The 24,923-nt window shown below is 25.8% G+C and carries 23 protein-coding genes; 2 read left to right on the top strand and 21 right to left on the bottom strand.

The window, feature by feature from the left end:
- Positions 1-20 precede the first annotated feature (20 nt).
- Positions 21-734, bottom strand: a complete 714-nt coding sequence (locus tag AAHM92_RS02000) for an RsmE family RNA methyltransferase (RefSeq protein WP_500222918.1) — start codon at positions 732-734, stop codon at positions 21-23.
- Between the two features lie 96 nt (positions 735-830).
- Between AAHM92_RS02000 and AAHM92_RS01995 the strand changes: the two genes are divergently transcribed.
- Positions 831-1,532, top strand: coding sequence for a hypothetical protein (locus AAHM92_RS01995; RefSeq protein WP_500222916.1), 702 nt, complete (start codon positions 831-833; stop codon positions 1,530-1,532).
- Between the two features lie 106 nt (positions 1,533-1,638).
- Here AAHM92_RS01995 and rbfA read toward each other — a convergent pair whose 3' ends face one another.
- The 18 genes from rbfA to AAHM92_RS01905 all read right to left on the bottom strand — a co-directional run bounded on the left by rbfA (position 1,639) and on the right by AAHM92_RS01905 (position 21,045).
- On the bottom strand, positions 1,639-1,983 hold the full coding sequence (gene rbfA, locus AAHM92_RS01990) for a 30S ribosome-binding factor RbfA (protein ID WP_023789172.1): 345 nt from the start codon (positions 1,981-1,983) through the stop codon (positions 1,639-1,641).
- 1 nt (position 1,984) lies between these two features.
- Positions 1,985-3,847 carry a translation initiation factor IF-2 gene (infB, locus tag AAHM92_RS01985; protein WP_500222914.1) on the bottom strand — a complete coding sequence of 621 codons (1,863 nt, stop codon included), beginning with the start codon at positions 3,845-3,847 and terminating at the stop codon, positions 1,985-1,987.
- Between the two features lie 16 nt (positions 3,848-3,863).
- Complete coding sequence (locus AAHM92_RS01980; protein ID WP_500222912.1) at positions 3,864-4,157, bottom strand: L7Ae/L30e/S12e/Gadd45 family ribosomal protein; 294 nt, start codon at positions 4,155-4,157, stop codon at positions 3,864-3,866.
- Complete coding sequence (rnpM, locus tag AAHM92_RS01975; RefSeq protein ID WP_023789169.1) at positions 4,157-4,429, bottom strand: RNase P modulator RnpM; 273 nt, start codon at positions 4,427-4,429, stop codon at positions 4,157-4,159. The genes AAHM92_RS01980 and rnpM overlap by 1 nt, the downstream gene beginning before the upstream one ends.
- 7 nt (positions 4,430-4,436) lie before the next feature.
- Positions 4,437-5,765, bottom strand: a complete 1,329-nt coding sequence (gene nusA / locus AAHM92_RS01970) for a transcription termination factor NusA (RefSeq protein WP_500222910.1) — start codon at positions 5,763-5,765, stop codon at positions 4,437-4,439.
- Positions 5,766-6,020: 255 nt separating this feature from the next.
- Complete coding sequence (locus AAHM92_RS01965) at positions 6,021-6,458, bottom strand: lipoprotein (RefSeq protein ID WP_500222908.1); 438 nt, start codon at positions 6,456-6,458, stop codon at positions 6,021-6,023.
- Between the two features lie 260 nt (positions 6,459-6,718).
- Positions 6,719-7,468 (bottom strand): ABC transporter ATP-binding protein, encoded by a 750-nt coding sequence (locus AAHM92_RS01960; protein WP_500222906.1) that lies wholly within the window; start codon positions 7,466-7,468, stop codon positions 6,719-6,721.
- 16 nt (positions 7,469-7,484) lie between these two features.
- Positions 7,485-9,110: a hypothetical protein gene (locus AAHM92_RS01955; RefSeq protein WP_500222904.1), complete on the bottom strand. Its 1,626-nt coding sequence runs from the start codon at positions 9,108-9,110 to the stop codon at positions 7,485-7,487.
- 27 nt (positions 9,111-9,137) lie between these two features.
- Complete coding sequence (locus AAHM92_RS01950; RefSeq protein WP_500222902.1) at positions 9,138-10,781, bottom strand: ABC transporter permease; 1,644 nt, start codon at positions 10,779-10,781, stop codon at positions 9,138-9,140.
- Positions 10,782-10,806: 25 nt separating this feature from the next.
- Positions 10,807-11,502 (bottom strand): hypothetical protein, encoded by a 696-nt coding sequence (locus AAHM92_RS01945; protein WP_500222900.1) that lies wholly within the window; start codon positions 11,500-11,502, stop codon positions 10,807-10,809.
- A gap of 536 nt (positions 11,503-12,038) precedes the next feature.
- Positions 12,039-12,566, bottom strand: a complete 528-nt coding sequence (locus AAHM92_RS01940) for a phosphoribosyltransferase (protein ID WP_500222898.1) — start codon at positions 12,564-12,566, stop codon at positions 12,039-12,041.
- Positions 12,567-12,590: 24 nt separating this feature from the next.
- Positions 12,591-14,045 carry an NCS2 family permease gene (locus AAHM92_RS01935; RefSeq protein ID WP_500222896.1) on the bottom strand — a complete coding sequence of 485 codons (1,455 nt, stop codon included), beginning with the start codon at positions 14,043-14,045 and terminating at the stop codon, positions 12,591-12,593.
- A 294-nt stretch (positions 14,046-14,339) separates the two neighbouring features.
- The gene (locus tag AAHM92_RS01930; protein ID WP_500222895.1) at positions 14,340-15,503 is read right to left on the bottom strand and encodes a hypothetical protein; all 1,164 of its coding nucleotides are present in this window, start codon (positions 15,501-15,503) and stop codon (positions 14,340-14,342) included.
- Between the two features lie 9 nt (positions 15,504-15,512).
- Entirely contained in the window at positions 15,513-15,761 is a 249-nt protein-coding gene (locus tag AAHM92_RS01925; protein ID WP_500222893.1) for a hypothetical protein, read from the bottom strand.
- A gap of 107 nt (positions 15,762-15,868) precedes the next feature.
- Complete coding sequence (locus tag AAHM92_RS01920; protein ID WP_500222891.1) at positions 15,869-16,195, bottom strand: hypothetical protein; 327 nt, start codon at positions 16,193-16,195, stop codon at positions 15,869-15,871.
- Between the two features lie 206 nt (positions 16,196-16,401).
- A complete protein-coding gene (locus AAHM92_RS01915; RefSeq protein ID WP_500222890.1) occupies positions 16,402-18,258 on the bottom strand; it encodes a hypothetical protein in 1,857 nt (618 codons plus the stop codon).
- Positions 18,259-18,507: 249 nt separating this feature from the next.
- Positions 18,508-20,346 carry a hypothetical protein gene (locus AAHM92_RS01910; protein WP_500222888.1) on the bottom strand — a complete coding sequence of 613 codons (1,839 nt, stop codon included), beginning with the start codon at positions 20,344-20,346 and terminating at the stop codon, positions 18,508-18,510.
- A gap of 123 nt (positions 20,347-20,469) precedes the next feature.
- Positions 20,470-21,045: a DJ-1 family glyoxalase III gene (locus AAHM92_RS01905; RefSeq protein WP_500222886.1), complete on the bottom strand. Its 576-nt coding sequence runs from the start codon at positions 21,043-21,045 to the stop codon at positions 20,470-20,472.
- A 58-nt stretch (positions 21,046-21,103) separates the two neighbouring features.
- On the opposite strand from AAHM92_RS01905, the gene AAHM92_RS01900 reads away from it, so the two are divergent.
- Complete coding sequence (locus tag AAHM92_RS01900) at positions 21,104-21,538, top strand: hypothetical protein (RefSeq protein ID WP_500222884.1); 435 nt, start codon at positions 21,104-21,106, stop codon at positions 21,536-21,538.
- Between the two features lie 30 nt (positions 21,539-21,568).
- On the opposite strand, the gene AAHM92_RS01895 is transcribed toward AAHM92_RS01900, so the two are convergent.
- Both AAHM92_RS01895 and AAHM92_RS01890 read right to left on the bottom strand, forming a co-directional pair.
- The gene (locus AAHM92_RS01895) at positions 21,569-22,075 is read right to left on the bottom strand and encodes a hypothetical protein (protein WP_500222882.1); all 507 of its coding nucleotides are present in this window, start codon (positions 22,073-22,075) and stop codon (positions 21,569-21,571) included.
- Positions 22,076-22,702: 627 nt separating this feature from the next.
- The gene (locus tag AAHM92_RS01890) at positions 22,703-24,478 is read right to left on the bottom strand and encodes an ATP-binding cassette domain-containing protein (RefSeq protein ID WP_500222880.1); all 1,776 of its coding nucleotides are present in this window, start codon (positions 24,476-24,478) and stop codon (positions 22,703-22,705) included.
- Between the last annotated feature and the right edge of the window lie 445 nt (positions 24,479-24,923).

The following is a 24,923-nucleotide window of genomic DNA, read 5'->3' as shown; positions in this document are numbered from 1 at the left end:
TACCTCATCTCAATACTTAATTAATCATTCTTTTCATAAACAATCGCACTAAGCGCATAAATAGCGGCAGTTTCCGCTCTTAGAATATTATCACCGAGCGATACTGTCCTATAATTCATTTGTTGTAGTTTTGATATTTCATTTTCACTAATTCCGCCCTCTGGTCCAATAATTATGTTGATAGTTTCTCAATTAGTTTTTAGAAATTGTTTGAAACTCTTTTCATTCTCTTGTTCTCAAGCAACTAGTTTTAGATCAGAGTTGATATTATTGATCTTATTGATATCTCTTATTATCGAATGTATTTTAGGGATAGTTAATCTTTTAGATTGTTTTGCAGCTTCAACACAAATATTTTGCCAGCGAGATAATTTACCTTCTTCTTTTTTTGGATCAATGTTAACAACATTTCTTGAAAAAATAACAGGATAAATATTATCAATCCCTAACTCAGTTGCTTTTTGTAAGATTAAATCTCATTTTTGTTCTCTAATTACTCCAACAATTAAGTTAGTGGTCATTAATGATTTTTGGGCAGAAAGTTGTTTTTTTATAATTGCTGTACATTCATCTTGAGTTACATTAAATATTTCGCATAAATATTTTTTTTCCTCAAAAATACAATAAATTTCTTCCCCTGTCTTTAATTTTACGACATTTCTAAGATGATGTAGATCGTCACCTTTGATAACAAACTTATCATCAAATTTTTCTTCCAAAAAAAAACTATGCATTTTGTTATCTCCTATTTAGAATATTATATAATAATTATCGAGGTGAATAAATGAATTGAATTCTATTTAATAAATTTAATTAGAATGGAGATTAAAATGAAAAATACTGATGACATAAATCAAGAGGTTGATAATCAAAAAATAACTGTTCAAGATAAGATAAGTTATGATTTAGATAATATCGACTTAGATTATGAAATCAGCAAACTTTCTAAATTAAATAAACGAGCAAGAGTTAAGAGTGAAACACTTAATATAGCCCTTGTCAGTTTGTTACTAAGTATTTCTACAGCTGTTAGCTTAATCAATGTAATTATACCTTTCCCATTAACAACTATAAATTTGGGATTTGTATTAAAATATTTTGTGATAGCTATAAGCTTTCAAGTAGTTGGCGTATACTGGGGTATGATAACAGGTTTGTTAGATGGATTATTACAATTTTTAATTTGGGGATTAAGCCCTTTATTTAGGTTTACATCATCATTAGGTCTAATGATTTGGGTCCTAATGTTTTGATTGTTATTTGATAAAATTTTTAGAATATATTATGTTGAAAGTCGAATATATAAAGTTATGTGTTCAGTTTGTGCTGGAACAATAATTTTATTTGTTCAACCATTCTTTTCTGCTTTGCTTTCTTTGGGTAGAGCAGCCATTGAACAAGACACATTATATGGAATGTTCGTCTTTGTTAATACATGAATTAGCTTAATGGTTTTTGACTTATTTGCTATTATATTATTCACACTCACAACTAATAGAATTCAGTTCATTGTATCAAAGTTTAAAACATAAATTTATATTTAAACAAACGATTATAAACAAAAAAATCTAACTGGAAATTAATCATTACGATTTAATTTATGGTTAGATTTTTTTTAAAACAAATATGTTATCGTTATTATTTTATGTCCTTCAAAATTTCTTCAATTTTGTTAGCATTTTCCAAAGATTTATCGTATTCAAAAACTAGTTCAGGAACTGATTTCATTTCAACTTTACTTGCAAGAATCATTCTGATTTCTTTAAGGTAATCATTGATTTCTTCTTGAACTTCTTCTTTATCTGCATTTATATCTAAAAATGAGTAAAAAATCTTTGCGTGACTCATATCACTAGATAATCTAACTTCATGAATTGATAGAGTTTTTACATATTCACTATCTGGAAACTCTCTTTGTAAGATCAAATTTAATTCTCTTAGGATTGTAGATTGTGTTCTTTCTAGTTTAATATCTTTTGCCATACTATTTCACCTCTTCTACCTTGTATGCTTCAATGATATCATTTTCTTTCAAATCATTAAAGTTTTTGATAGTTATTCCACATTCTTGTCCCTCACGAGCCTCTTTGATATCTTCTTTTTTTATTTTAAGTGAAGATAATTCACCTGAATAAATAACTATACCATTTCTTAATACGTGTACTTTCGACGCTCTTGGAACAGAACCAGAAACAATTCTACAACCAGCAATAGTCCCTACTTGTGAGTGTCTAAATAGTTGTCGAACTTCAGCCTCACCTAGTGATTTTTCTTCAAAAACTGGGTCTAACATACCAGTGGCTGCTTCTGCAATTTCTTCGATTAATTTGTAAATAATATTATGCAATCTGATATCTACACCATCTTCTTCAGCTTTTTGTCTAACTTGAGCATTAGGCCTAACATTAAAACCATAAATAAGCGCATTAGATGCTAGTGCTAAGGTAACATCACTTACAGATATAGCACCAACAGTTGCACGAATTACATTGACTTTTACTCCTTCAATACTGATTTTAAGCATTGAATTCCTTACGGCTTCAACAGTACCTTGCGTGTCTGCTTTTAAAATTATATTAATAGATTTTAGCTCACCAGATTCAATTTGATTTTTAATAGAATCTAATGTAAAACTTTGATTTTTTTGTCTAGCTTCTGAAGCTTGTTTTTCTGCTTGAGCTTGGGCAATAGTTCTTGCCATTTTTTCATCAGAAACTACCATGAACTTGTCTCCAGCTCTTGGTACATCGTTTAATCCAATTATCAAAGCTGGTTGACCAGGTAATGCTAGTTTTATTTTGCTTTTATTTTCATTTTCTATATCTTTAATTGCACCAAAAGTCCCCCCTGCTATCATTATATCTCTCAAATTCAAAGTTCCTTGTTGAACTAAAATTGTTGCAACAGGTCCTCTTGATTTGTCTAAATGAGCTTCGATAACTGTTCCTTTTGCATACTTATTAGGATTAGCTTTTAAATCTTTAAGTTCGGCAATTAATAGTATTGTCTCAAGTAAAGAATCTAAACCTATTTTGTTTTTTGCAGAACCTTCTATGAATGGTACTTCTCCACCGAATTCTTCAGCAACAATACCATATTTCATCAATTCAACCTTAACCTTATTAGGGTCAGAATCTGGTTTATCTATTTTGTTTATAAATACTATAATTGGAACTTCTGCTGCTTTAGCATGGTCAATTGCTTCTTCAGTTTGGGGCATAATACCATCATCTGCAGCTACAACTAATATTACAATGTCAGTAACTTCACTCCCTCTTGCTCTCATTTCTGTAAAAGCTTCATGACCTGGAGTGTCGATGAATGTAATTTTGTTATTTTTTAATGTAACTTGGTAAGCACCAATATGTTGTGTGATTCCACCAAACTCACCTTGTGTTACATTGGCATTTCTTATTGAGTCTAATAATGTAGTTTTACCGTGATCGACATGACCCATTATTGTCACAACTGGTGGTTTATTTTTTAAATCTTTTGGGTCATCTTTTACATCAAATGTCTCAAAAATATTTTCTTTTGTGACTGCTGTTTCTTTCTTGAAATCGTATCCAAACTCTAGACACAACTCTCCCATTTGCTCTTCTGTTAACATTTGATTTTGTGTGACCATACTCCCATTAGTGAAAAATCACTTAACAATTTCGGCTGCACCTTTGTTTATTTTACTTGCAAAGTCTGCAATTGAAAGTGGTTCTGTATATACAAAAATACCATCAATTAAACCGGTTTGTTTGGTTTCTTTTAACTTGTTCTTTAAGTTAGCGGTATGAGCTTTAGACTTATTTTTGGCTATTTGTTTATTTTTTTGATTTTTTTCATTTTTTGCCATAAAATCATCTCCTTGCTTATATATTTTTTTTGATAAGTTTAATAAAATTGATGTCTTCTAAACCAATAGCTTTCACATTTTTTCTTCCAACTGACTTATTTAGTTCATCTGAGTCGAATAATCCATTTATGATTTCAGTATCATAGAAACTGCACTTGTCATTTATTTTTTTTAATTGACTTTTACCCATATCCGAAGTTGTTAATACTAATTTAATTTTTCTTTGTTGTATTTTTTTGAATAATTGTTCACCATAAACCAATTTATTTGCAGAAGATGCCATACCTAAGCAATTAAGTAAGCTTTTCATTAATCTCAATTGTTTTCAATTTCTTCAATTAATAGATTATATATTTCATCTTCAACTTTAGTTTTCAAACCTTTTTCAAGGATTTTTGTTTTTTTGATTTTCTCTACTGAAGCTATTGTTGGTCTAATATAGATTCCTCTACCATTTGCTTTTCTTGTATTATCTATAAAAATTTTACCTTCTTTATTTTTAACAATTCTAATTAATTCTAATTTCGGATACATTTTATTAGATGCAACGTCTTTTCTCAAACTAATATGTTTATTTTGCATATTATTCTTACCCTTCGTAGTAATTATCATATTCATCAGGATCGATTGTTAAATCATCGACATTGCTATCTTCCAAATCTTCAAAAGCAGCAATATTAGATTGAATTTCATCTATCGAAGCGTTGCTTTCGAAAAGTAGTTCATCTTCAAGATCATCTTGGAACTTATTATCATTGTATTTAGGTTTGTATGGTGTTCTTTCCCTTTTTTTATTTACTTTATTTAAAAAATCAGGATTTGATAATTCATCTTCTGTAATATTTCCATTTCAGTGAATTTCCATACCTTTTTCTTTTGCGTTATCTAATGAAAAAATATTAATTTTCATGTTTACAAGGTTTGCAACCAATCTAGCTGCCATACCTTTTTTACCAATAGCTAATGATAATTGTTCATTAGGTACCACGATAAAACACTCATTTTCTTCTTCATCAATCTCGATACTAATCACTTTAACTGGTGCCAAAGAATTCATAACGAAGGTTTTGCGATCCTCATTTCAAAGAATAATGTCAATCTTTTCTCCATTTAGCTCTTTTGAAACGTCTTTAATTCTACTTCCAGCAGCACCAACACAAGCACCTATTGGGTCAACACCTTCTTCATATGAATAAACAGCTAATTTAGAACGTTTTCCAGGTTCTCTAGCTACTGATTTAACCTCAATAATACCTTCAGCAATTTCAGGTACATATGTTTCAATTAATTTAGATAAGAATTCAGGGTGGATTCTTGAAGCTTGTATTTGAGAATGTTTATTATCCTTAGATACTTCCTCAATATAGAAGCAAATTCTATCACCTTCATCGAAATCTTCCCCAGGAATCATTTTTTTATTTCAAATAGGAATAATTGAACCATCAACGTCTATCAAATAATTGGTTTCTGTAATATCTTTTACAAATCCACCAACAATCTCATGATTTTTAGGTAAAAATTCTTCATATATTTTATTTTTTTCACCTTCACGTATTTTTTGTTTTATTATTTGACCTACTTGAGCAACTGCAAGTTTAGAAAAATCTTTATTGAATAAAACTGGTTCATAAATATTTTGACCAATAGTTACATCATCACCATATTTTTCTTTAGCAGCGTTTATTCCTATTTCTAATCATTCATCTTCAATTTGTTGAACAACAGTCAATTCTTTGAAAACTTTAATTTGTCCAGTTACTTCATCAATATCAACTCGTACGATAGCTTCTGGATCGAAGTATTTTTCATAAGCTTTTTGAAAACCTTCTCTAATTCCCTCAAATACTAGATCTTTTTCAATTTTTTTTTCTTTTGCAATTGTATAAATTGCTTCTAATAATTTCGCACCATCAATCATGGTATTTTAATCCTCCTAATATATTATTTATATATATTTTGTCATTAAATTACCCAAGAAATAGAAAAGAAGACTTACGTCTTCCCCTCCTTTTTGAATCTGACTATTTAATTATAAATCAAAATTTCTAAAAAATTAAAATAATTTAGTGTTTTGTGCATACTTTTGATAAACCTAAAATAATTCAACAATATATGTATTATTTTTTAAAATAAATATTCTGAAATTGAATTAGTTCAACAATATATTAATATTTTACTTTGATTTTTGAGGTTTAATTGTTATTTCTTTATCAGCAAATATTCTTTGTGTTCAAATATTTTTGAATCCAATATTAAGTTTTACAACTTTTTCTTCTTTTGGGTACTCTTCATTTGTGTTAAATGTTATTTCACCATTATAAATTCTATTGTTATCAGGATTTTGTTTCAATTCAGAAACTTTTAAAGTTTCATCGCTCTTATTATTATTTCCTATATTAAAATAAGATTGAAATTCTCAATTAGAGCTTAATACTTCTGTCAAAATAATAAATATTGTTATTTTATCCGTTTCTGATGTAAACTCTGTTTTATCCAAAAAACCTAGTCTTTCAGTAGTTGAAAATTCTGGTATATTTTCACTACATGATACTGCTAAAGTGCTTGATGAAGCGGTTAAAGCAAATGCCCCTAAAATAATTAATTTTTTCATTTTCATTCCCCTTTTTTTAATAAGTAAATTATATCATATTAAAATTAATTTTCTATTCTTATTAACTTATGGTAAATCCTTTATGAAAAGAAGCAAAGTAAAAACTTTTATTTATTGTAATAGGTACATTCACTTATGTTTATAAATAAAAATGCAGTATTCTTTAATTTTTTTATTCAAATATAAAAAAATTTATTTATAAAAATATAAAAAAACAAAAATCCTTAATTTAAAATGAAGGATTTTTAAAAGGTTGTTTTTTATTTTTTATTTTTCTTATATATTTTTTCATATAAATTAGGGTTATTTACATTATCATTAATAAACTTTAAATACAATTCTTTCAAATTTTCTTTTTCACTATTGACATATTTATCTAGTAAAACTTCGCCCTTATTTATCAATATTAAATGATTGGTTATTTTAGCAAAATCTTCTATTTGATGTGTTGTAATAAAAAATGTTACTCCTTTTTCGTTCAATTCTTTGACTAATTTCACAAAATAATCTTGCGAAGCAATATCTAAATTAGCTGTAGGTTCATCCATAAATATATATTCTGGTTCATTAACTAGAATTGCTGCGAAAATGGCTCTTTTTTTTCAACCAGCAGATAATTCTTTTAATTTTTTGTTAAAATGTTCCTCTAAATTGAAGGATTCTTTTAATGATTCTAACTTTTCTGCCAAAGTTTTTTTGTCCACTTTATAAATTATACCGACGTACTCAATATATTCTTTTACAGTCAAAGATAAAGGGATATTGTTGCTATCAGGGAAAAAAGCAAACTTATTTAGATCTTTACTAGTTAGTTTATTTTGGTTTGTTTTTATTTCTCCGCTATCATATTTTAGCTCCTGGAAAATTGATTTAATAGTTGTGGTTTTACCTGCACCATTAGGTCCACAAAATAAACATATGTCATTTTTGTTTATTTTGAAACTAATGTCTTTGATTGCGGGGTTTTTATTTTTTTTAAAGCTTTTACTTAAATTAATTACTTCAATCATATTTATCTCCTTATTCTTAACTGATTATTGTTAATTTCAATTTATAATAGTTTAATCAAATTATAAAAAAGCTCACAATTAATAAGAAAAAGTAAAATCCTTCATAATTGAAAATGCCTCTTTTTTTGCCTTCATAATTTAATATTTTATAATCTGTATTTATTATCGGTATAGTTTTTTCTTTCAATGATCAATATTCACGTCCAAGAGTGAAATTATTATCATCAAAGAAATTTCCAATATTTTGATAATATAATCCTTTATTGTAATAACTTCCTAATCTTATTTGATTAAATAATTCTATTGGATTAAGATACAAAAGTGTTTTTATACTATTTATTATTTTACTATTTTTATTATCGATCAATATTTCTATACTATCAACACCCTTTTCACGTTCTATCGAAAAATTATCTAATGACTGATAAGATGTTGAAATCAATCAATACATAGCAATTTCTTGGACTGAAGTGTACTTATTTAAATCTTTGTATTCTCATAAATTTATATCTATTTTAGCTGAATTATCATCGATATATAAATTATCGTTAAAAGTATTATTAAATATAAACTTTTTTGAAAATATTTCTAGATTTTCAAAAAAATCTTTGTAAAGTAAGTTATCGTCATAATTATTGAAGTCTTTTAATATATTGAAAAAATAATATGGGTCAAATGTTTCGATGGTTATAACCTTGTTGTAATAAAAATCATTTAACTGTGAATAATTCGATATTAATGAATTAGAATTTATTGTTTTATACCGATCATGAATGTAACTTATAAAATCAAAAAACTCATGATTTTCATTTTTTATTCTATTTAAGTAATTATCATTTAAAAAGTTCCCTTGACTTACAGTTTTATCTTTAGTTGAGCCTATATCAAACTTCAAGTTTAATGAACTTTTCAAAAGATTATCTTCAAGTATACTATTGGATAGTTTATATAGATCATCAAAAATAATGCTTTTTGTATTTATTTCAGCAGAGTTTTTAATTGTATTAAAATATGTTTGATTTGATTTCAACAGGACCGGCATTAAATACGAAACTAATGGCAATATTAACAATGATGATCCAAAAAGTATGTAAACGACATAATCTTTTATAAAGTTAAATAGAAGAAATGTAAAGCTGACTGTAATTATAATATTCAACAAGTAAAAGCTATATTTATTTAATGTTAAACTACTAATATGCTTGAAACTTTCTTTTATGAACAATGTACAAATATATTCACAAAATAAGCATATTAATAATGTACTAATACAATAAGTAAAAATAATAATTAGCCTATATAATATTCCATATTTTAGTTTTACTCCAGCCTTAATCTCTAAGCTTAAAATTCCTTGATCTTGATGCTTTTTAATAAAATAATATGTGAATACAAAGCTTAAAATCGTAAAAAGAATATTTGATACTATAGTTTTAAAATAAATAATGGAAACAACATATTGAGAAAGTTCGGAAATAGAACTTTTGTATTTGATATTATTAGAGGTTGCTAAAACAACTATAATTTGCATTACAGTCACAGAGATGAATAATAAAAACATTATCAAAATGAATTTATAGTTCTTGATGATTTTCTTAAATAAGAAATTCATTATTGAAATATTATCTCTAAATTCTCTCATTCTAGCTCCTCCTTTAAATATCTAACTTTATTGACTAACTAAATATCTTCTAAAACTTAAATAACTTGGAGCTATTAATAAAATAAACAAAAGTAAATATACTAAATAAGTCTCTACATAGTTAGTGATAGTAACTTCAACTTCTTCTATATCATCGAGACTTATATTAGAGTTTTCAGGTTTACTTGCAACTTTATAATATTTGATTGAATTTGGTATTATCATTATAGGTAATGAACTTTGGTAAACTGATTTACCAAAAGTTTTGTAATAAACATCACTATTATCTTCTTTATAATCTCCAAATTGTAAAGAAGATAATTGATTAAATGGGTTATAATTTGCTTGTTTTTTTATCTCCGACAGATTTTCTTGAAAGCCATCATCTAACACTAAATTAGAAAGATTTGTTTTAGCAATACTGTACATTTCAAAATAAATTAAAGATAAAAACCAATAAAAATCAATTTGATCTACAGTTTTATAATAATTGTCAGAATCGTTCAAAAATGAGTTTTGGTGGTTTTCGTTTTCATTAATAAAATTTTCAAGTCTGACTCTGGAAATATCTATTGAAGAAAAACTAATTGAGTCAAAAAATTTTAAAAACTCTAATGAGAATTCTTCTAAAGTTTTCAAAAATAAGTCATACTTCGGTTCTTTATTTAAAACACTCACTTTTTTTATTAAATTATATAGGTAATTATCATTAACTTCTGATGATTTCATGAATAAAATATTCATTTTATAGATATAACTTTGTTTGATTTTATGATCATTTGATTGAGAATCATACTTTTTAAAACTACTAATATTGTTTTCAAAAATTTTGTCAAAATGTTTGATTAACTCAACTAAACTTTGTTCATCTTTAAAAATATCTGTTTTTTCAACAAGATAATGATAATTACCCGTTAACAAGGCTGTGGCATCATCTGTTTTAGTACTTGAATAAATTTTATAAAATGATTTATCAATATTTTTAAAATTTTCATCCTTTTTCATATTTTTATCGTAATTATGATAACGTTTCAATCCAGAATATTTACCCATCACTTCATAAATTTTATTTGTTTTGTCATAATTTGAGATACCTATTATCGGAGAAAGAGATAATAAGGTTATAAAAAAAGAAATTACAGGTAAGCTAATTTTTTTATTTATGAACAAAATCAGAACTAATGTTATAGAAAATACAATTATTGAGTATAAAAACAGAAAGGGAAAAGTTTTAAAAATTTTTAAGGCTGCATCTTTATAGTTTTTAATTATTGAAATAGCAATTAAAGATTCCAGTATGATAAATATAGATAGTGTTGACAAAAGATAAATTATAAAAGTCGATATTCTTTGTAAGAATATGAATTTTCAACTTATGCCACCTTTAATTTCTAAACTCAATTTACCATTTTCTTTATCAATCAAAAATAATAAAACAGTTAAATAGATAATTAAAATGCCTAAAAATATTAAATCAAAAATATTTTTGACAGAAAAAAATGAATTAAAAGTTGAATATCCAGAAGCAATAGTTCTAGAATCATTAAAAAAATTTATAAATGAAACAAGCTCAATTACCATTGATAAAACCACAAATAGTGTGCTTAAAATTCAAGTTCATTTATTTTTAAGTGGTTGTCTCAAATTATAAAGAAATAATCTGTTATTCATACTTTCACCATTTACGCTTTCTTTTTTATAATATATAAATTTCCACTAAATTATAAAATACATTTATATATTTTGTAGTGGTTGAACCATTTTTAAATCTATACATTCCATTATATTTAACTCTTAGGTTTAAATTATCCTCAAGGACAAAAGCAGCGTTTAGAAATACCCACTTGTCATATGTTCCTACTTCCTTTTCGAAAGTAAAAGTACCAGAACTTTCAAATGAGATTAAACCGATTTCAATATTATTTCCTTCTTTGATCTTTAATTCCGTTTTTTTCTTGCTATAAGGATTATTTAAAATATTTGCATCACTACTTATTGAACTTAATAGAACTTCTAAATTCAAATAACTATTATAAAAATTGTAACTATTTCCATTATATTCGTTAATTCCGATTCTAACATCAAATCTCGCAGTTAAAGATGTATATTTATTTTTTAAGTGAGCATTGTTATTCACACCAATGTTATTTGTGTATACTTTAACGTCTCTTGATGTAAGACCACTTTCACTCAAACCACTTCAACTATTATAATCACCTTCTGAAATTGGTGTCTGTTTATTAAAATTTAAATTAATTTTGCTATTTTTAAAATTTGATTGAAATTCTTGTTTACCAATATTATTATTTAAAACACTTTCATTTTTGAACAAACCAATACATACGTAAAAAGGCAAAAATAACATCAAAGCTATTCTAAAATTTTTTTTCATTTTGACCCACCTTTTTTTGTTATTATACATTAATACAAACAAAAATAATCATAAAAATTTCTTTAATTAACACTTGCAAAGTGATATATTTTATAGATATTTAAGACTTTATGTGTTATTTGATAAAATTATCAACGAAAAAGTAAAAAAGTTTGCAAAAAAACTAAATAAGTATACAAACAATCTTAATATGAAATACTTAACTTTAATTATAAATTATTAAAATAGTCTTTGAAATGTAATATCTCACATTTTTTAAGGGCCTTGTAAAATATAATTCCTCTTATTTACAATAATGTAATCAAAATAATAAAGAAAGCAAAAAAAGCAAAAAATAACCAGACAATAATAATTTTTTTAATATAAAAATAACTAGATAAATAAAAAATTATTGTTACATTGGAATATGTACAATGTGTTAGTAAGTTATTAATATCGATTTCAGAACAAATAAAAATATGTATTAATGAGGTAAATTAAAAAAAAACAAGTTTTTTATAAAAACTTGTTTTTAAAATGTTATTATTATTAATTTTTTAATCCTCGACAGTATAAACACAATCTAGTTGACGATAAAGATCATCAATTTCAAAACCATACCCAACTATGAATTTATTTGGTACTTCAAATAGTGCCTTATAAGGGTATTTGAATTCAGGATGATTTTCCTTCTTAGTTGCCAAAACCACAATGTCTAATGTTTTTGGATTTAAATTATGTAGATATTCATAAACTCCAGTCATTGTTATTCCAGTATCGATGATGTCCTCAATTATCAAGACATGTTGGCCTTCAATAATTGGTTTTATCACTTTTTTATGAAACTTTAATTCCTTAGTGGAATTAGTACCTGAATAGCTAGAAACAACAATTGTATCCATTTTTATAGGCATTTCAAATAGTTTTACAAGATCTGCAAAAAAGAATACAGCTCCATTCATAATTGTTATAACAGTTAAAGTCTCATTCTTATATTTTTCATTTATTTCTTTAGCAAAAACTTTGATTTTTTCTTGTATTTCATTATTACTAATTAATAATTTTAGATTATGTTTAAATTCCATATTTCTCCTTAATAGTTTTTATATTTATTGAATGAATGCGTAGGCAATAAAGTATAGAATAAATACTACATCCAAGAATCATAATAGAGGGTGTATTTCTTTAGTTTTTTTAGTACCAATACATCCGATAGTATAACCCATTAACCCAAGTGCGATACCATTTGCTATTGAGTATGTTGTTATCATAAATATTATTGACAAGAAAGCACCAAGACTGATTTCTGGTTTTTTTCACTCAATGTCTATAATTGATTTCATCATTACAGTTCCGATGAAAACAGTAGCTGCACCACTTATACAACTTGGCATCATTTTAAATATTGGGAACAATGCTAAGCTTAATGCGAAACAAAGTGAAGTTATAATATTTGCAAATCCACTTTTTGCACCTTGAGATATACCAACACAACTTTCTACATAAGCCGACATATGGCTGACACCAAGTAAAGATCCACCAATTGTAGCTCCTGCATCGATAATCAATGATTTTTGTGTTAACTCAGTATTTAAACCAGTAATACGATTATATTCGATGTTTATAGCTTTTAATGTTCCAGTTGCATCGAAAAAGTTTAATATAACAAATATAAAGATTGATATATAGATTATAGGTTTATTTCATATATTTGCATTACCAAATTGAGTAAATGTATTTTTTAAGTTATACCAAACTCCATCAAAATCCTCATAGTTTCAACCCACTCATTTAGCAGATTTGAATGATTCTTGTACAGCTTGATCATCTGTTGTATTTGCTAAAATGATAGCTAATATAAATCCAGCAAGCATCATAACTGCTACTGGTGCAATAAATTTTTTGAAATATAATAAAACTGAACCAAATAAAATTACTGTTCCTAATATTATACCTGGGTAATTTAATTTAAAATTTGATAATTCTGCCGAAGGAATTCCTCCATTAGTTTTAAATCAACCAATGTTTGTTAAACCAACATATGCTATAAAAAAACCAATTCCTACACCAATTGCTAAATGTAATGAGTGAGGAATACTTCTTATTAAAATTGCTCTTAATTTTGTAATTGATACGATTGTAAATAATATCGAAGATATTAGTGTTGCAATCAAAGCACCTTCATATCCAATACCGTTGTTTGCTATGTTAAATGTAAACATCGCATTTAAACCCATACTTGGTGCTAGCCCAACAGGTAAATTAGAACATAAGCCCATTACTAAAGTTGCAATAAATGCAGAAACGGCTGTTGCAACAAAAATTCCACCAGCATTCATGTTTGCTCCACCTTCTACAACACTTTTAGCTTTACTTAATATATCTGGTTCTACTGAAAGAATGTAAAGCATTGCTAAAAATGTACTAAAACCACCAATTATTTCTTTTTTGAAAGTAGTCTTTAAATAATCAAATTTAAAGAAATTTCTACGCTTGATTGACTCATCAAGCTCACCCTTTGTTTTATTTATTTTAAAATCATCATTTTTTTTGATTTTATCCATAAGTCCTCCTTAGACTATTTTATTTGAAATGCGAGATGAAAAAAACGTCTCACACAAATAAACAAATTTATAAGTGTAATTAATAGAGACGTTTAAAAATAAATGCTTACAGTAATAGCACTAATAGAGTTAGATAGGTCTAACGTAGAGACGCCTACCCTTTATGTAGGCTTATAAAAGTGACTATTAATTACTCTTTTATTATAAGGGTATTTTTTAACAAATTCAATGTGTTAGTTATTTTTAAATAAATGAACAGCTCAAATTTAAATATTATATTTTGACTTTAATTAATTAAATATCAACTTTCTCAAAAATAGAAGTATTGTATCTTTCTATGCTCCCTGGGGTTGTTGGTTTATAACGCCAACCTTCTTGTGAATTAAATTTTAAGTTTACAAAATCAAGTTGAAAGACTATATTAATACTCACATTACCAGCAGCTCCACCACCAGGTACACCACTTAAAGATGGGTTACTTGCGTAAGCTTTAAAATAAAGTCCTTTCTTAGTACCATCATCGTATTTTAGAGAAATATTATTTTGACCAAAATTTCAATTATAAGTATTTTGGTTACCATTCAACAATAAAAAATCTTTAAATTCTTTAAGTTCATTTAAAACAAGACCAAACGTTTTTGAAATATTATCAGAAAAATAAATAATATTTTTATAATTAGGTCAAAATTTTTTGCTAATATCTCATAAATTATTATTTAATTTTTTGTTTTGTCCTGTGAACGCACTTAAAGCTAAATCATTCTTAGTTTCTCTAATACCAAACGTTTCTTTATAAGATTTTATTCCATTATATGAATTGAAATAAATTGAAGCAAATAATTTTGAGTTTTCTATTGTTTTATTATCTTGATAAATATCTTCTTTTTCATCAATTGCATAAGAGGTTAACAATTTAAAATCTGGTAATTCATGTATATAATTATTGCCTATGTGGAATTGAAGTCCAGTAAGTTTAATGTAACCAATCTTATTAGCTGATTTAACAGCATCACTGTCTGTTTTCAAGTTATTTTTTTTCAAGAAATCAAAAGTCTTTTGTTTGTGTGAATCAACTCACGTTGGTGCATTCGTATTTATATAGTTATATAGATTCTCATCAACTATTTTTTGAGAACCTAATACTGATTTTGTGTCAGTTGATTTTTTATCTCTAAAAATGTAGTCATATAAATTTTGACCTTCTTTATTATCTTTTCAATTGTAGTCTGTGGTTTTGTTAGCAACAAGTTCTTCAACTCACTCTACTTCTTTATAAAGATTTGAGTTATCTTTAAATTTTATTTCACCTTGACCCTCTAACAAACTATTTTTATCGATATATTTAAGAACTTGACTAGAAAAAGTGTTTGTATTTACGTAGTTTGGTAGCAATTTACTACTTTTATTAAAAAACTTATCGTCTTTTTCTTGTTTTATTCCTAAAAGATTAGCATTCAAGTGTGTTAATTATGTGTTTTCAAATACCTCGTTTTTTAAACTTTCGACTAAGTTTTTTCATCACCCTACTATTTTAGTATCGTTTGTTTGAGAGTATTTCATTGTATTTTTTACATCAAAACTTTCAATAGAATGATCTCTTGTTTCGTAATTAGCAACAAATTTATAATCACAACGAACGCTAATGATTTTCAGTTTTTCATTATCTTTAGGAAAATCTATTTTTAATGTATAAAAGTCAAATACTAAATCTTTCAAGACTTTTTCTACGTTCTTTAGAATTAGATCATAATATGCTTCATTTTTTAGATTTTGTATATCCCTTTCTATAGTTTTATAATCTACAAGCTGTTTTACATCTGTTTTTAAGTCTTTTTTTTTTTTTTTTGATCTGTTAAGTTATTATTTTCAATTTTTGTTAATAAATCATATTTTAAAAAACTATTTTTTATTGCATTTGATTCATATTCGAAAAAATTTGAAATAGTATTTTCAACTTGTTTATTGATAATAGTGCTAACTTCATACTTAAACTTTTCTATGATTTTATTCAAAGATTCCTCTTCTTCGGTAGTTGGTGGTTCTTTATCGATTCCATTCTCACCCTTATTGTTTGTGCTGCAAGCAATAATTTGAATACCAAAGTAACTTGCCATAGACAAGGAACCAAGAATAGTTAAAAGTTTTTTCACGATTATCTCCTTTATTTATACAATGAAGGTTATAACAAAAAAAAAAAAAAAAACAAGTAACATTGTAGTTACTTGCTCTCATAATCAAATTATAAATTAATGACACAAAAATGACAGTTATTATTGATTTAATTAGAAAACTTCTATTTTAGAATCAACTCGTAGTGTATTATTAATTTACTTATTTAGTAAGATAATATATAAAATTAGAATGCTTGTTCAAAAATAGAAGTACCATATCTTTCAAAAGCATCAGAATTTTTAGGTTGCCATCTTCATCCATCGGTAGAATAAAAATTTAAATTTAAAAAGTCTAGATTAAATCTTATATTAATCTGCTTTTCTCCACCCGCTGCACCGTTAGGATCATTTTCTAATGCCTTATGGTCAACGTATCTATAAAAGTTTATTCCCCTAGCAATTTTGTTGTCATATTTCATTACAATATGATAATCCCTATTAAAATATCATTTAAATGTACTTTGGTTCCCTAACATTAACAAATAATCCTTATATTTGTTTAACTGATTTAAGTTTAGACTCATAATATTAGACATTTTTTTATCCATAAATATTTTGCCTTCATCTTCAGAAGCCGCTAAGTTAGGAATTATATCTCATAAATTTTCCTTTATTTTATCACTTTTACCAGTAAAAGCAGCTAAAGCATATTGATATTTAGTCGGTTTTATACCAAATATTTCTTTGAAAGCATTTATACCTTTTAAAGAATTATAATAAATAGATTGGTTAAGTGGTGACTTTACAAAACCTCTATTATTTACATAAATATTTTCTGTTTCATCTATTGAATATGAAGTAAATAACTTAAATTCTGGAAGCTCTTGTGTATAGTTTTCTCCAATTGTTAATTTAAGGCCAGCGAAATATATATAACCAAATTTTATTGCAGAATTGAAATAACTTGTTGTATTATCAATTTTTAATTTTTTGGAGTAATTTTCTGCACTTTTTTTAAAATTAGAAGTGTAAGAATCTATACTTAAATTTAGGTGCTCATATAAAGGTTGCTCAACTCTAACAATATTTTCTCCCATTTTCTTTGATATCAAATCTGATTTATTTCTAAATATCAAATCATATAAACCTCTACCATTAAAGTTTTTATTTTTTCAATTATAAAGAGTTCACACATTATTAGCAGATAATTGTAAATTTCATTCTACTCTTGAAAAAATGTCTTTTTGATCATTAAAAGAAAGTTTACCAAACTGACTTAATTCATTGTTGTTATCAATAAGTTTTAGAATTGTTTCTGCAGATTTGCCGTTATTAATATAGTTTGAAATATATTTATTATTTGTAAAAAACTTATCTTTATCATCATTTACTTGTAAATTTTTAGATGTTAAATGTGTAATATCAGATTTATCATAGATAACATTAGAAAGTTCATCCATTAAGTTCTCTCATCAACCAGTTATTTTTTCATTATTTGTTTGAGAGTAATTAAAACTATTTTTGACTCCATACTCTTCGGTTACTTTATCTTTATTTTTGAAGTTAGTTAGTATTGAATAATCGAAGGTGATATTAGAAATTTTGATTGTAGATTTATCTTCTGTATATTTTATATTAATGGTGTCGGTACGTATTACAATTCTTTGAAGAACTTTTTCAACATCTCTCAATAATATATCATATTTTGGATTAGATTTAAGTTTTTGTATTTGAGTGTCCATAATATTATAATTAATTTTATTTTTTAAATCTTTAATTAGGTCTTCTTTTTGTTGGTCTGTTATGTTATTTTCTTTTATTGTTTTTAAAATATCATTTTTTAAGAATGCACTATTTTGTGAATGACTTTCAAGCTCAAACAAATTTGTTTTTGTTGCATTCAACTCATCATTCACAATTTTATTTATATCACTTTTAAATTCTTCTATTAGTTTATCTAGTGACTCTTCTTCACCTGTTCCTGGTTTTTCAGGTTCGGTAGGAACTACTTTAGTATTATTTTTTGTACTACAAGATACTATTTGTGTACCTATTAACCCTGTCAAGGATAAAACCCCCAACATCGACATAAGTTTTTTCATAAAAAATTCTCCTTATATGAATATGTTTTTTTGATACAAGGCAAGTATGACAAAAAAAAAAAAAAAAATCTACCCACAATAATGGTTAGATTTATGCCGTGGTTATTTGCAAAAAATGAGCTAAGGAATTCAGATTAACATAAACGAAAATAAATGATATTAAATCAAGCATCAATAACTTTTTTACAAGTTATTTATTTTGTTATTAGCTATCATATTTTTAAATGATAAAAAAGCGTTTAAAATTTTTTAGGTAACTCTTTCAAATATACGCGTACCATTTCGTTGAAAAACATTTGAACCAGCTGGTTGCCAACGTCAACCATCATATGAATTAAATATCAGGTTCAGAAAATCAAGCTTATAATCTATTTCTACCGATTTTTCTCCAGCAGCTAAACCACCGGGTACACCTTCTAAAGATGGATTCACTACAAAAGCCTCAAGAAAAAAACCTTTTTTGTCAGTGGTATTTCTATAACCATAAGTAAAATAGGTCTTTCTTCCAAAATTTCATTTATAGTTATCTTGATTACCGTTTTTTAATAAATAATTATATTGCTCTTTTAATAAAGAATGTGTTAGGGATAAAACATTATTTATTTCTTCATAAAGACATCAAAATAATTTACCATCTGTAAAGCCAATTTCATTTACGGCTATATCTCATATATTTTTATTAAGAGAAGGATTAGATCCCGTGAATGCGCTAAGTGGATAAGAAAACTTTGATTTTCTAATACCAAAAGTATTCTTAAAGGATTTCACTCCGCTCAAAACATTGTTATAAATCGATCTTAGTAAGTCGGAATTTGCTACTTTTTTGTTGTTAACATATATATTTTCATTTTTGTTAATTGAATACGATGAAAATAACTTAATTGTAGGTAATTCTTGTGTATAATCATCAAAGCTAATTTGTAAACCTTTTAAATATATGTATCCAAACTTATTTATAGAATTTGTTTTATTGCTGTTGAGAGATAATTTATTAATTTGAACATCAAGATCTTTTTTATAATTTATTAATCATTTTTCTGACTCCGAATTTATATAGTTATATATTCCTTCCTCAAAACTATAATTTGAGTTACCAATAACTTTATCTATTTTTGATGAAGTATCACGAAATATAAAATCATAGGTTTTTTGACCTGTTTTTCCATCTTTATAATCATAAGTGCTTGCACTATTAGCATTTAATTCCTTTGTTCATTCAACATCAGAATAAATATTTTTAAAATTTTTAAAACTACTTTTGATTTTATTTTTTGAGTCTAATTTCTTGTCAAAATATTGGGTAACTTCTTTTGCAAAAACTTCATTATTAATATAATTTGGAAATAGGTTTCTATTTTTAGAAATGAATTTATCATCTGTTGTGATACCCAGTTTTTCAGGTGTTATGAAAGTAAGATCGGTTTGATTTCAAACTTCTGTTACTAAATTATTAACAATATTTTCTCATCATTCAACCAAATCTTTGCTATCGGTAAGTGAATAATTAAACTTATTTGTAAACTTAAAGTTGTCTCTTGTGTGTCAATTATTAAAATAATTTATTTCAATTGTATAATCAAATACAACATTTATAATCTTAAGTTCTGTGAATTTCTTTGGCATTTTGATTTCAAAACTTTCATAATCAATTGATATTGGACTAATTATATCGTTAATACCATTTAAAAATAAATCGTACTCAGATCTATTTTTTAAACTTTCTATCTCATTAGACATGTCTTTGTAGTTTATCTTATTTTTTAAATCCTTAATTAAAAGTGGTTTTTGTTCATCTGTAATCTTATTACGACTAATTTCATTTAAAGTATCGCTTCTTAAAATGTCATTTTTTTGTGCGTTACTTTCATACTCAAAAAGTTTAGACTGGGCAGAATCTAAACATTTTTTGATTATTGAACCAACTTCATTTTTAAATTTAGTTAGTAAATCAGCTATGTTTTTATCTAAGTCACTAGGAATAGACATATCGATATTAGGATATTTATTTTTTGTTGAACAAGCAATAGTTTGTGTCATTGTAAAGCAACTCATATAAAAAGCACTGAATAAGAATAAAATTTTCTTCATTTTTCAATCAACACCTTTGTAGTATTTTATCAAATAACTTAAAATTTTCCACACTGATTAATGTTTTGAAAATAGTTTCTCACTAATTAAATAAAATAGAAAAAAATATCCCCATAAGGGATATTAGTAATTAAACACTAATGTTTTGTGGATGTGTAACATTTGTTCAGTAGAAGTAAAATGGTCGACTATATGCAATCCAAATTGTAAAGCACCACCAATTGAACTACCTGTTATTACATTACCGTCTGCAATAGCACTCATATGTGGTTTTTTTATCGCTTTATCTAAGTACTTATCACATCCTGGGTAATGAGTTACTTCTATGCCATCCACTAAATCTAAGAAACCTAGAATTTGAGGTGCAGCACAAATAGCTGCCATTACTTTCCCTAACTTTGCTTGTTCTTTTAATCCTTTCAATAAGTTATCACAAGACATTAAATTATCAGTTCCAGGTTGTCCACCAGGTAAAACAAAGCAATCATAATCATCAAAGTTTATCTCTTGAATTGTTTTATCAGCCATAACTTCTATGTTATGTGATCCTTTAATATTTTTTTTATCATTTACTGAAATAATATCAATAACTGGAAAAGTTCCTTTAAAAATTTGTTCTGCTCTTCTTAATACATCCACAGTTGCTATCATTTCAGTTTCTTCAAAACCAGTAGCAACAAAAACCGCTATATTTGCCATATTTATACCTCTTTCTTAATTAATTATAACTAAAAAAAATAAGTTATAATTAAAACGGGTGATTAAATTGACTGTTTATAGATTTACTAAAGAGTTTCTAAAGTTACTGAAACCAGAAAAAAATTATGATCAAATTTCTAGAAAAGATGCTACACATCAACTTATGCATAATAATCGCTTGAAAAATGTATACATAAGGACTATAAAAAATTACAAACAAAAAATGGAAGCATTATTTTTCAAAGATAGAATAAAAATGGAAGCTGGATTTAGAATAATCAACTCTCATGGTTTTAACTCTTTTGGTTTTAAAGAAGAAGTCGATTTAGTTTTTTGCGACAAAAGACACCAAGTTATAGAAACATATTCAAATTTCAGAGTGAATAAGATGACTAGATATGTAGAAGGAACCTACTCTATTTATGTTTTAGCACCAAATTCCAATAAATATTTGAATATAAAAAATAATGACATATTAAAACTTTATAGATAAAAGTCCCACAAATAATATTGTGGGACTCTTTTATTTCTTATTTAGTGCATCTTGTTTAACTTTGTCTCAAAAGTTGATAGCTAAAAACTTGTCAACTACTCTTCCAGAAAAATGGAAACCCTCAAAATAAAAGTGTAACTTATTAAATCTTAAAGCAATATGACCTATTACAACCGCCATGAAATTATAGCCCTCATAAATCAATTCTTCACCAGTTTTATCTCTAAACTCAGGAAAACCATATTGTTCATACATAGCTTCTCTCATAGTTTCTACTCCGGGATTGAATCAGGTTGTTAATAAGTAATTTCTTAGTCGTTCAATTTTTTCAAGACCCATTGGTCCTAGTTTTAATCATTTACTAATAACAGTTTCTTCAAAAAATAATGCGATTTTTTTTACACCTAGCTCTAGAGTTGGGAAAAATACTTGAACAGGTTTTTCGCCCTCAATTTCAAAGTGACATAGAAATCAAGGTTTATCAAAATTAACAACGCCGATTTGATTTGAATTTATTTGATAAATTTTTTCACTCATACTTTTCTCCTTATTCAAAGGTAATTATAACATAATATATAAAGTAAGTATTGTGTGGTTATGACGATAAGATTTTGACGATAAACAAAATTGAAATGATATTTATTTTATAATTATACATTTATCTTAAATTATAAAAATAACCGTTTAGTAACTTATAAACATATTATGCCAATTATAAAAACATTTTGTATAATCGATAAATCATATTTACCTATTTTTAGTGTAAATTAATTTTTTCCCAATTTACACATGGTTATTTATTACCTAGCCATAACATTGATTGAAATAATTTGATGTAAATTGTTAACAATTAGAGGAACCAAAAATTAATTAAATTATTTAAACATTGCGTTAAGTGGAAAATTGACATTTTGTTTAAAAAATATTTATATTTAAATTTTAAGTCTTAAATATAATCTATTAATATTTCTAAACTTGTTGCATATTTTATAATATTAGAAATTTGTTACATTACATCGATTAAATTAACTTACAAATAGTTAAAACTTGATAAAAATTAACTAATATAAAATATATATAATGAATAAATATTTATTGTAAAAAAAGAAAAAAGTTATTTGTGGTAATTACAAATAACTTTTAACTAAATATTTGATAACCATATTATAATGGTAAGTCTTTTTTAGTGAACACGAAGTAAGAAGTAGTATATAAACCGATTGAAAGGATAAACATAGATAAATATTGTCCAAGATACTTTCCAACTTGACCAACTTCAGTGTAATCAATTGTAAATAGAGTATTCAATGAGAAGTATTTTAAAAATTCTACTGATTCATTAATTTTACTTACGAAATATAATACATAAAATATAATAGCTATTCCTCCAGCTGTTGCTAAAGAGTAAGCCGATTTATTAAAATAACAACTTGAAAGAAAGCTGATTGAAGACATCAATAAAATTATTAGAAATAAACCAATGAAATACATCCCTATTAATCCGAAATTAATTTCTGACCCTTTTCCTAAAATTCCAATTGTACTAATAGAATTTATGAACAGAATAAATATACTTAGAACTAAAAATGATATGTAAGTTAACATTTTTGTTAATAGAACACTTTTTCTAGATTGGTTAGTTGTAAGTAAATTTACCATTGTTCCTTTTTCAACTTCACCTGCTACTAAGGAATTACCAGTTACAAGAAGATATACTAAAATCAACAAATACGCAATTCCTGTTGTGCTTGTAATCAAAGATGTAATTGCCCCATTTATAATAATTTCTCAACTAACCCCGCTTGCAACCTTATCTAAAACCGACTGATTGTTAAACATAACCGAAAACACAACAATAGACATTATAGTTGGTATTATAGTCATAAAGAATCATAGCCAAAATGATTTTCTTGAAGTATCTTTTATAAGTTCGAATGAAACAAATGATTTTTTGGCACCCGACTTTAGTTCTATATTATCTAATTTCTCAATAACGTCCTTTTCAATTTCATTTTGGTAATATTTCATAAAATATTGTTCTAGATCTAAAGGATGCTCTTTGATAAACTCAATATCATTATGTGAAATAGTTTGGATAAAATCATTGATATCCTTATTTTCTACGACAACAAACATTATATTATTTTCAAAACTTTTTACTTTTCATTTATGAGAGATTATTTTTTGTTTATCTACTTCATTTTTGAATTTTATTTCATAAGTCTTTTCTTCATTATATTGAATATCTTTGACATCAACAGTAGAAACTATTTTTCCTCTTTTTATTATTGCAACATAATCACATGTCTTTTCTATTTCTGAGAAAATATGTGAAGATAAAATGATAGCTTTACCTTCTTCTTTGGATTTTTGAACTAACTTAACGAACTTGTCTTGCATTAAAGGATCAAGTCCGGTTGTTGGTTCATCCAAAACAATTATCTCTGGATTATGCATTCATGCAATAACTAATGCTACTTTTTGTTTCATTCCCTTAGACATTTTTTTGATTTTCATATTGGGATTAAACTCTCAATAGTCAATAAGTTTTCTAACATCATTTCAATTTGACATGTTTCTTAATCTAAATATTTGTTTTAACAAATCAATTCCTGTCATATGAATTGGGAATGATATTTCTCCGGGAACATAACCTAGATTTCTTTGTACTTTGTTTGAATCAACTCAAGAATCGTATGAAACAATATCATTAATTAATTCTTCATTTTTATTTTTATTTTTATATATTATATTTGAGCTCCCACTATCCGCTTTTATAAATCCCATCAAGCTTCTTATTGTAGTGGATTTACCAGCACCGTTAGGTCCTAAATAACCAAAAACTTTTCCATATTCAACTTTGAAACTAATATCAAATATACCATAGCCTGATTTAAATTTTTTATTTAAGTTTTTTACTTCGATTGCTTTATTAAGCATATTAAACCTCCTTCGAAATATTTTTTTCTTGTTAATTAATATATGAAGGTTTAAATTTGTCACCCCTAGAGACGTTATTTAATTTGGTTATGCTAGTAAAAAAATATTTGTAGATGTTATTACCTTTAAAAATATTGAAACGCAGAATAAAAATTTCTTTCAGTAACAAAAAATGAATGTATGTACTTAAAAAATGACTATGGTTTTCATTTTTATAGTCTTTAAAATTCTTTTCAATTGCAAAATTAAATTCATAAGTTCAAATTTCTTTCAATTCAAAGTTTTTGTAATATTCATATAATTTAATTCTAATCAAAAAATAGACCAACAAAGAGATATTTACTGGTAACCTATTAATCAAGACCTTACTGTAATTATTATAAGAGTCTTTGATATTCATAAAGAATAATGTAAATCATAGCAATAGGTTTAACAACAACAAGAT

It is taken from the genome of Spiroplasma endosymbiont of Melanargia galathea (assembly GCF_964031075.1).
Taxonomy (GTDB): domain Bacteria; phylum Bacillota_I; class Bacilli_A; order Mycoplasmatales; family Mycoplasmataceae; genus Spiroplasma_A; species Spiroplasma_A apis.
This window is presented reverse-complemented; position numbering and strand designations above follow the sequence as displayed.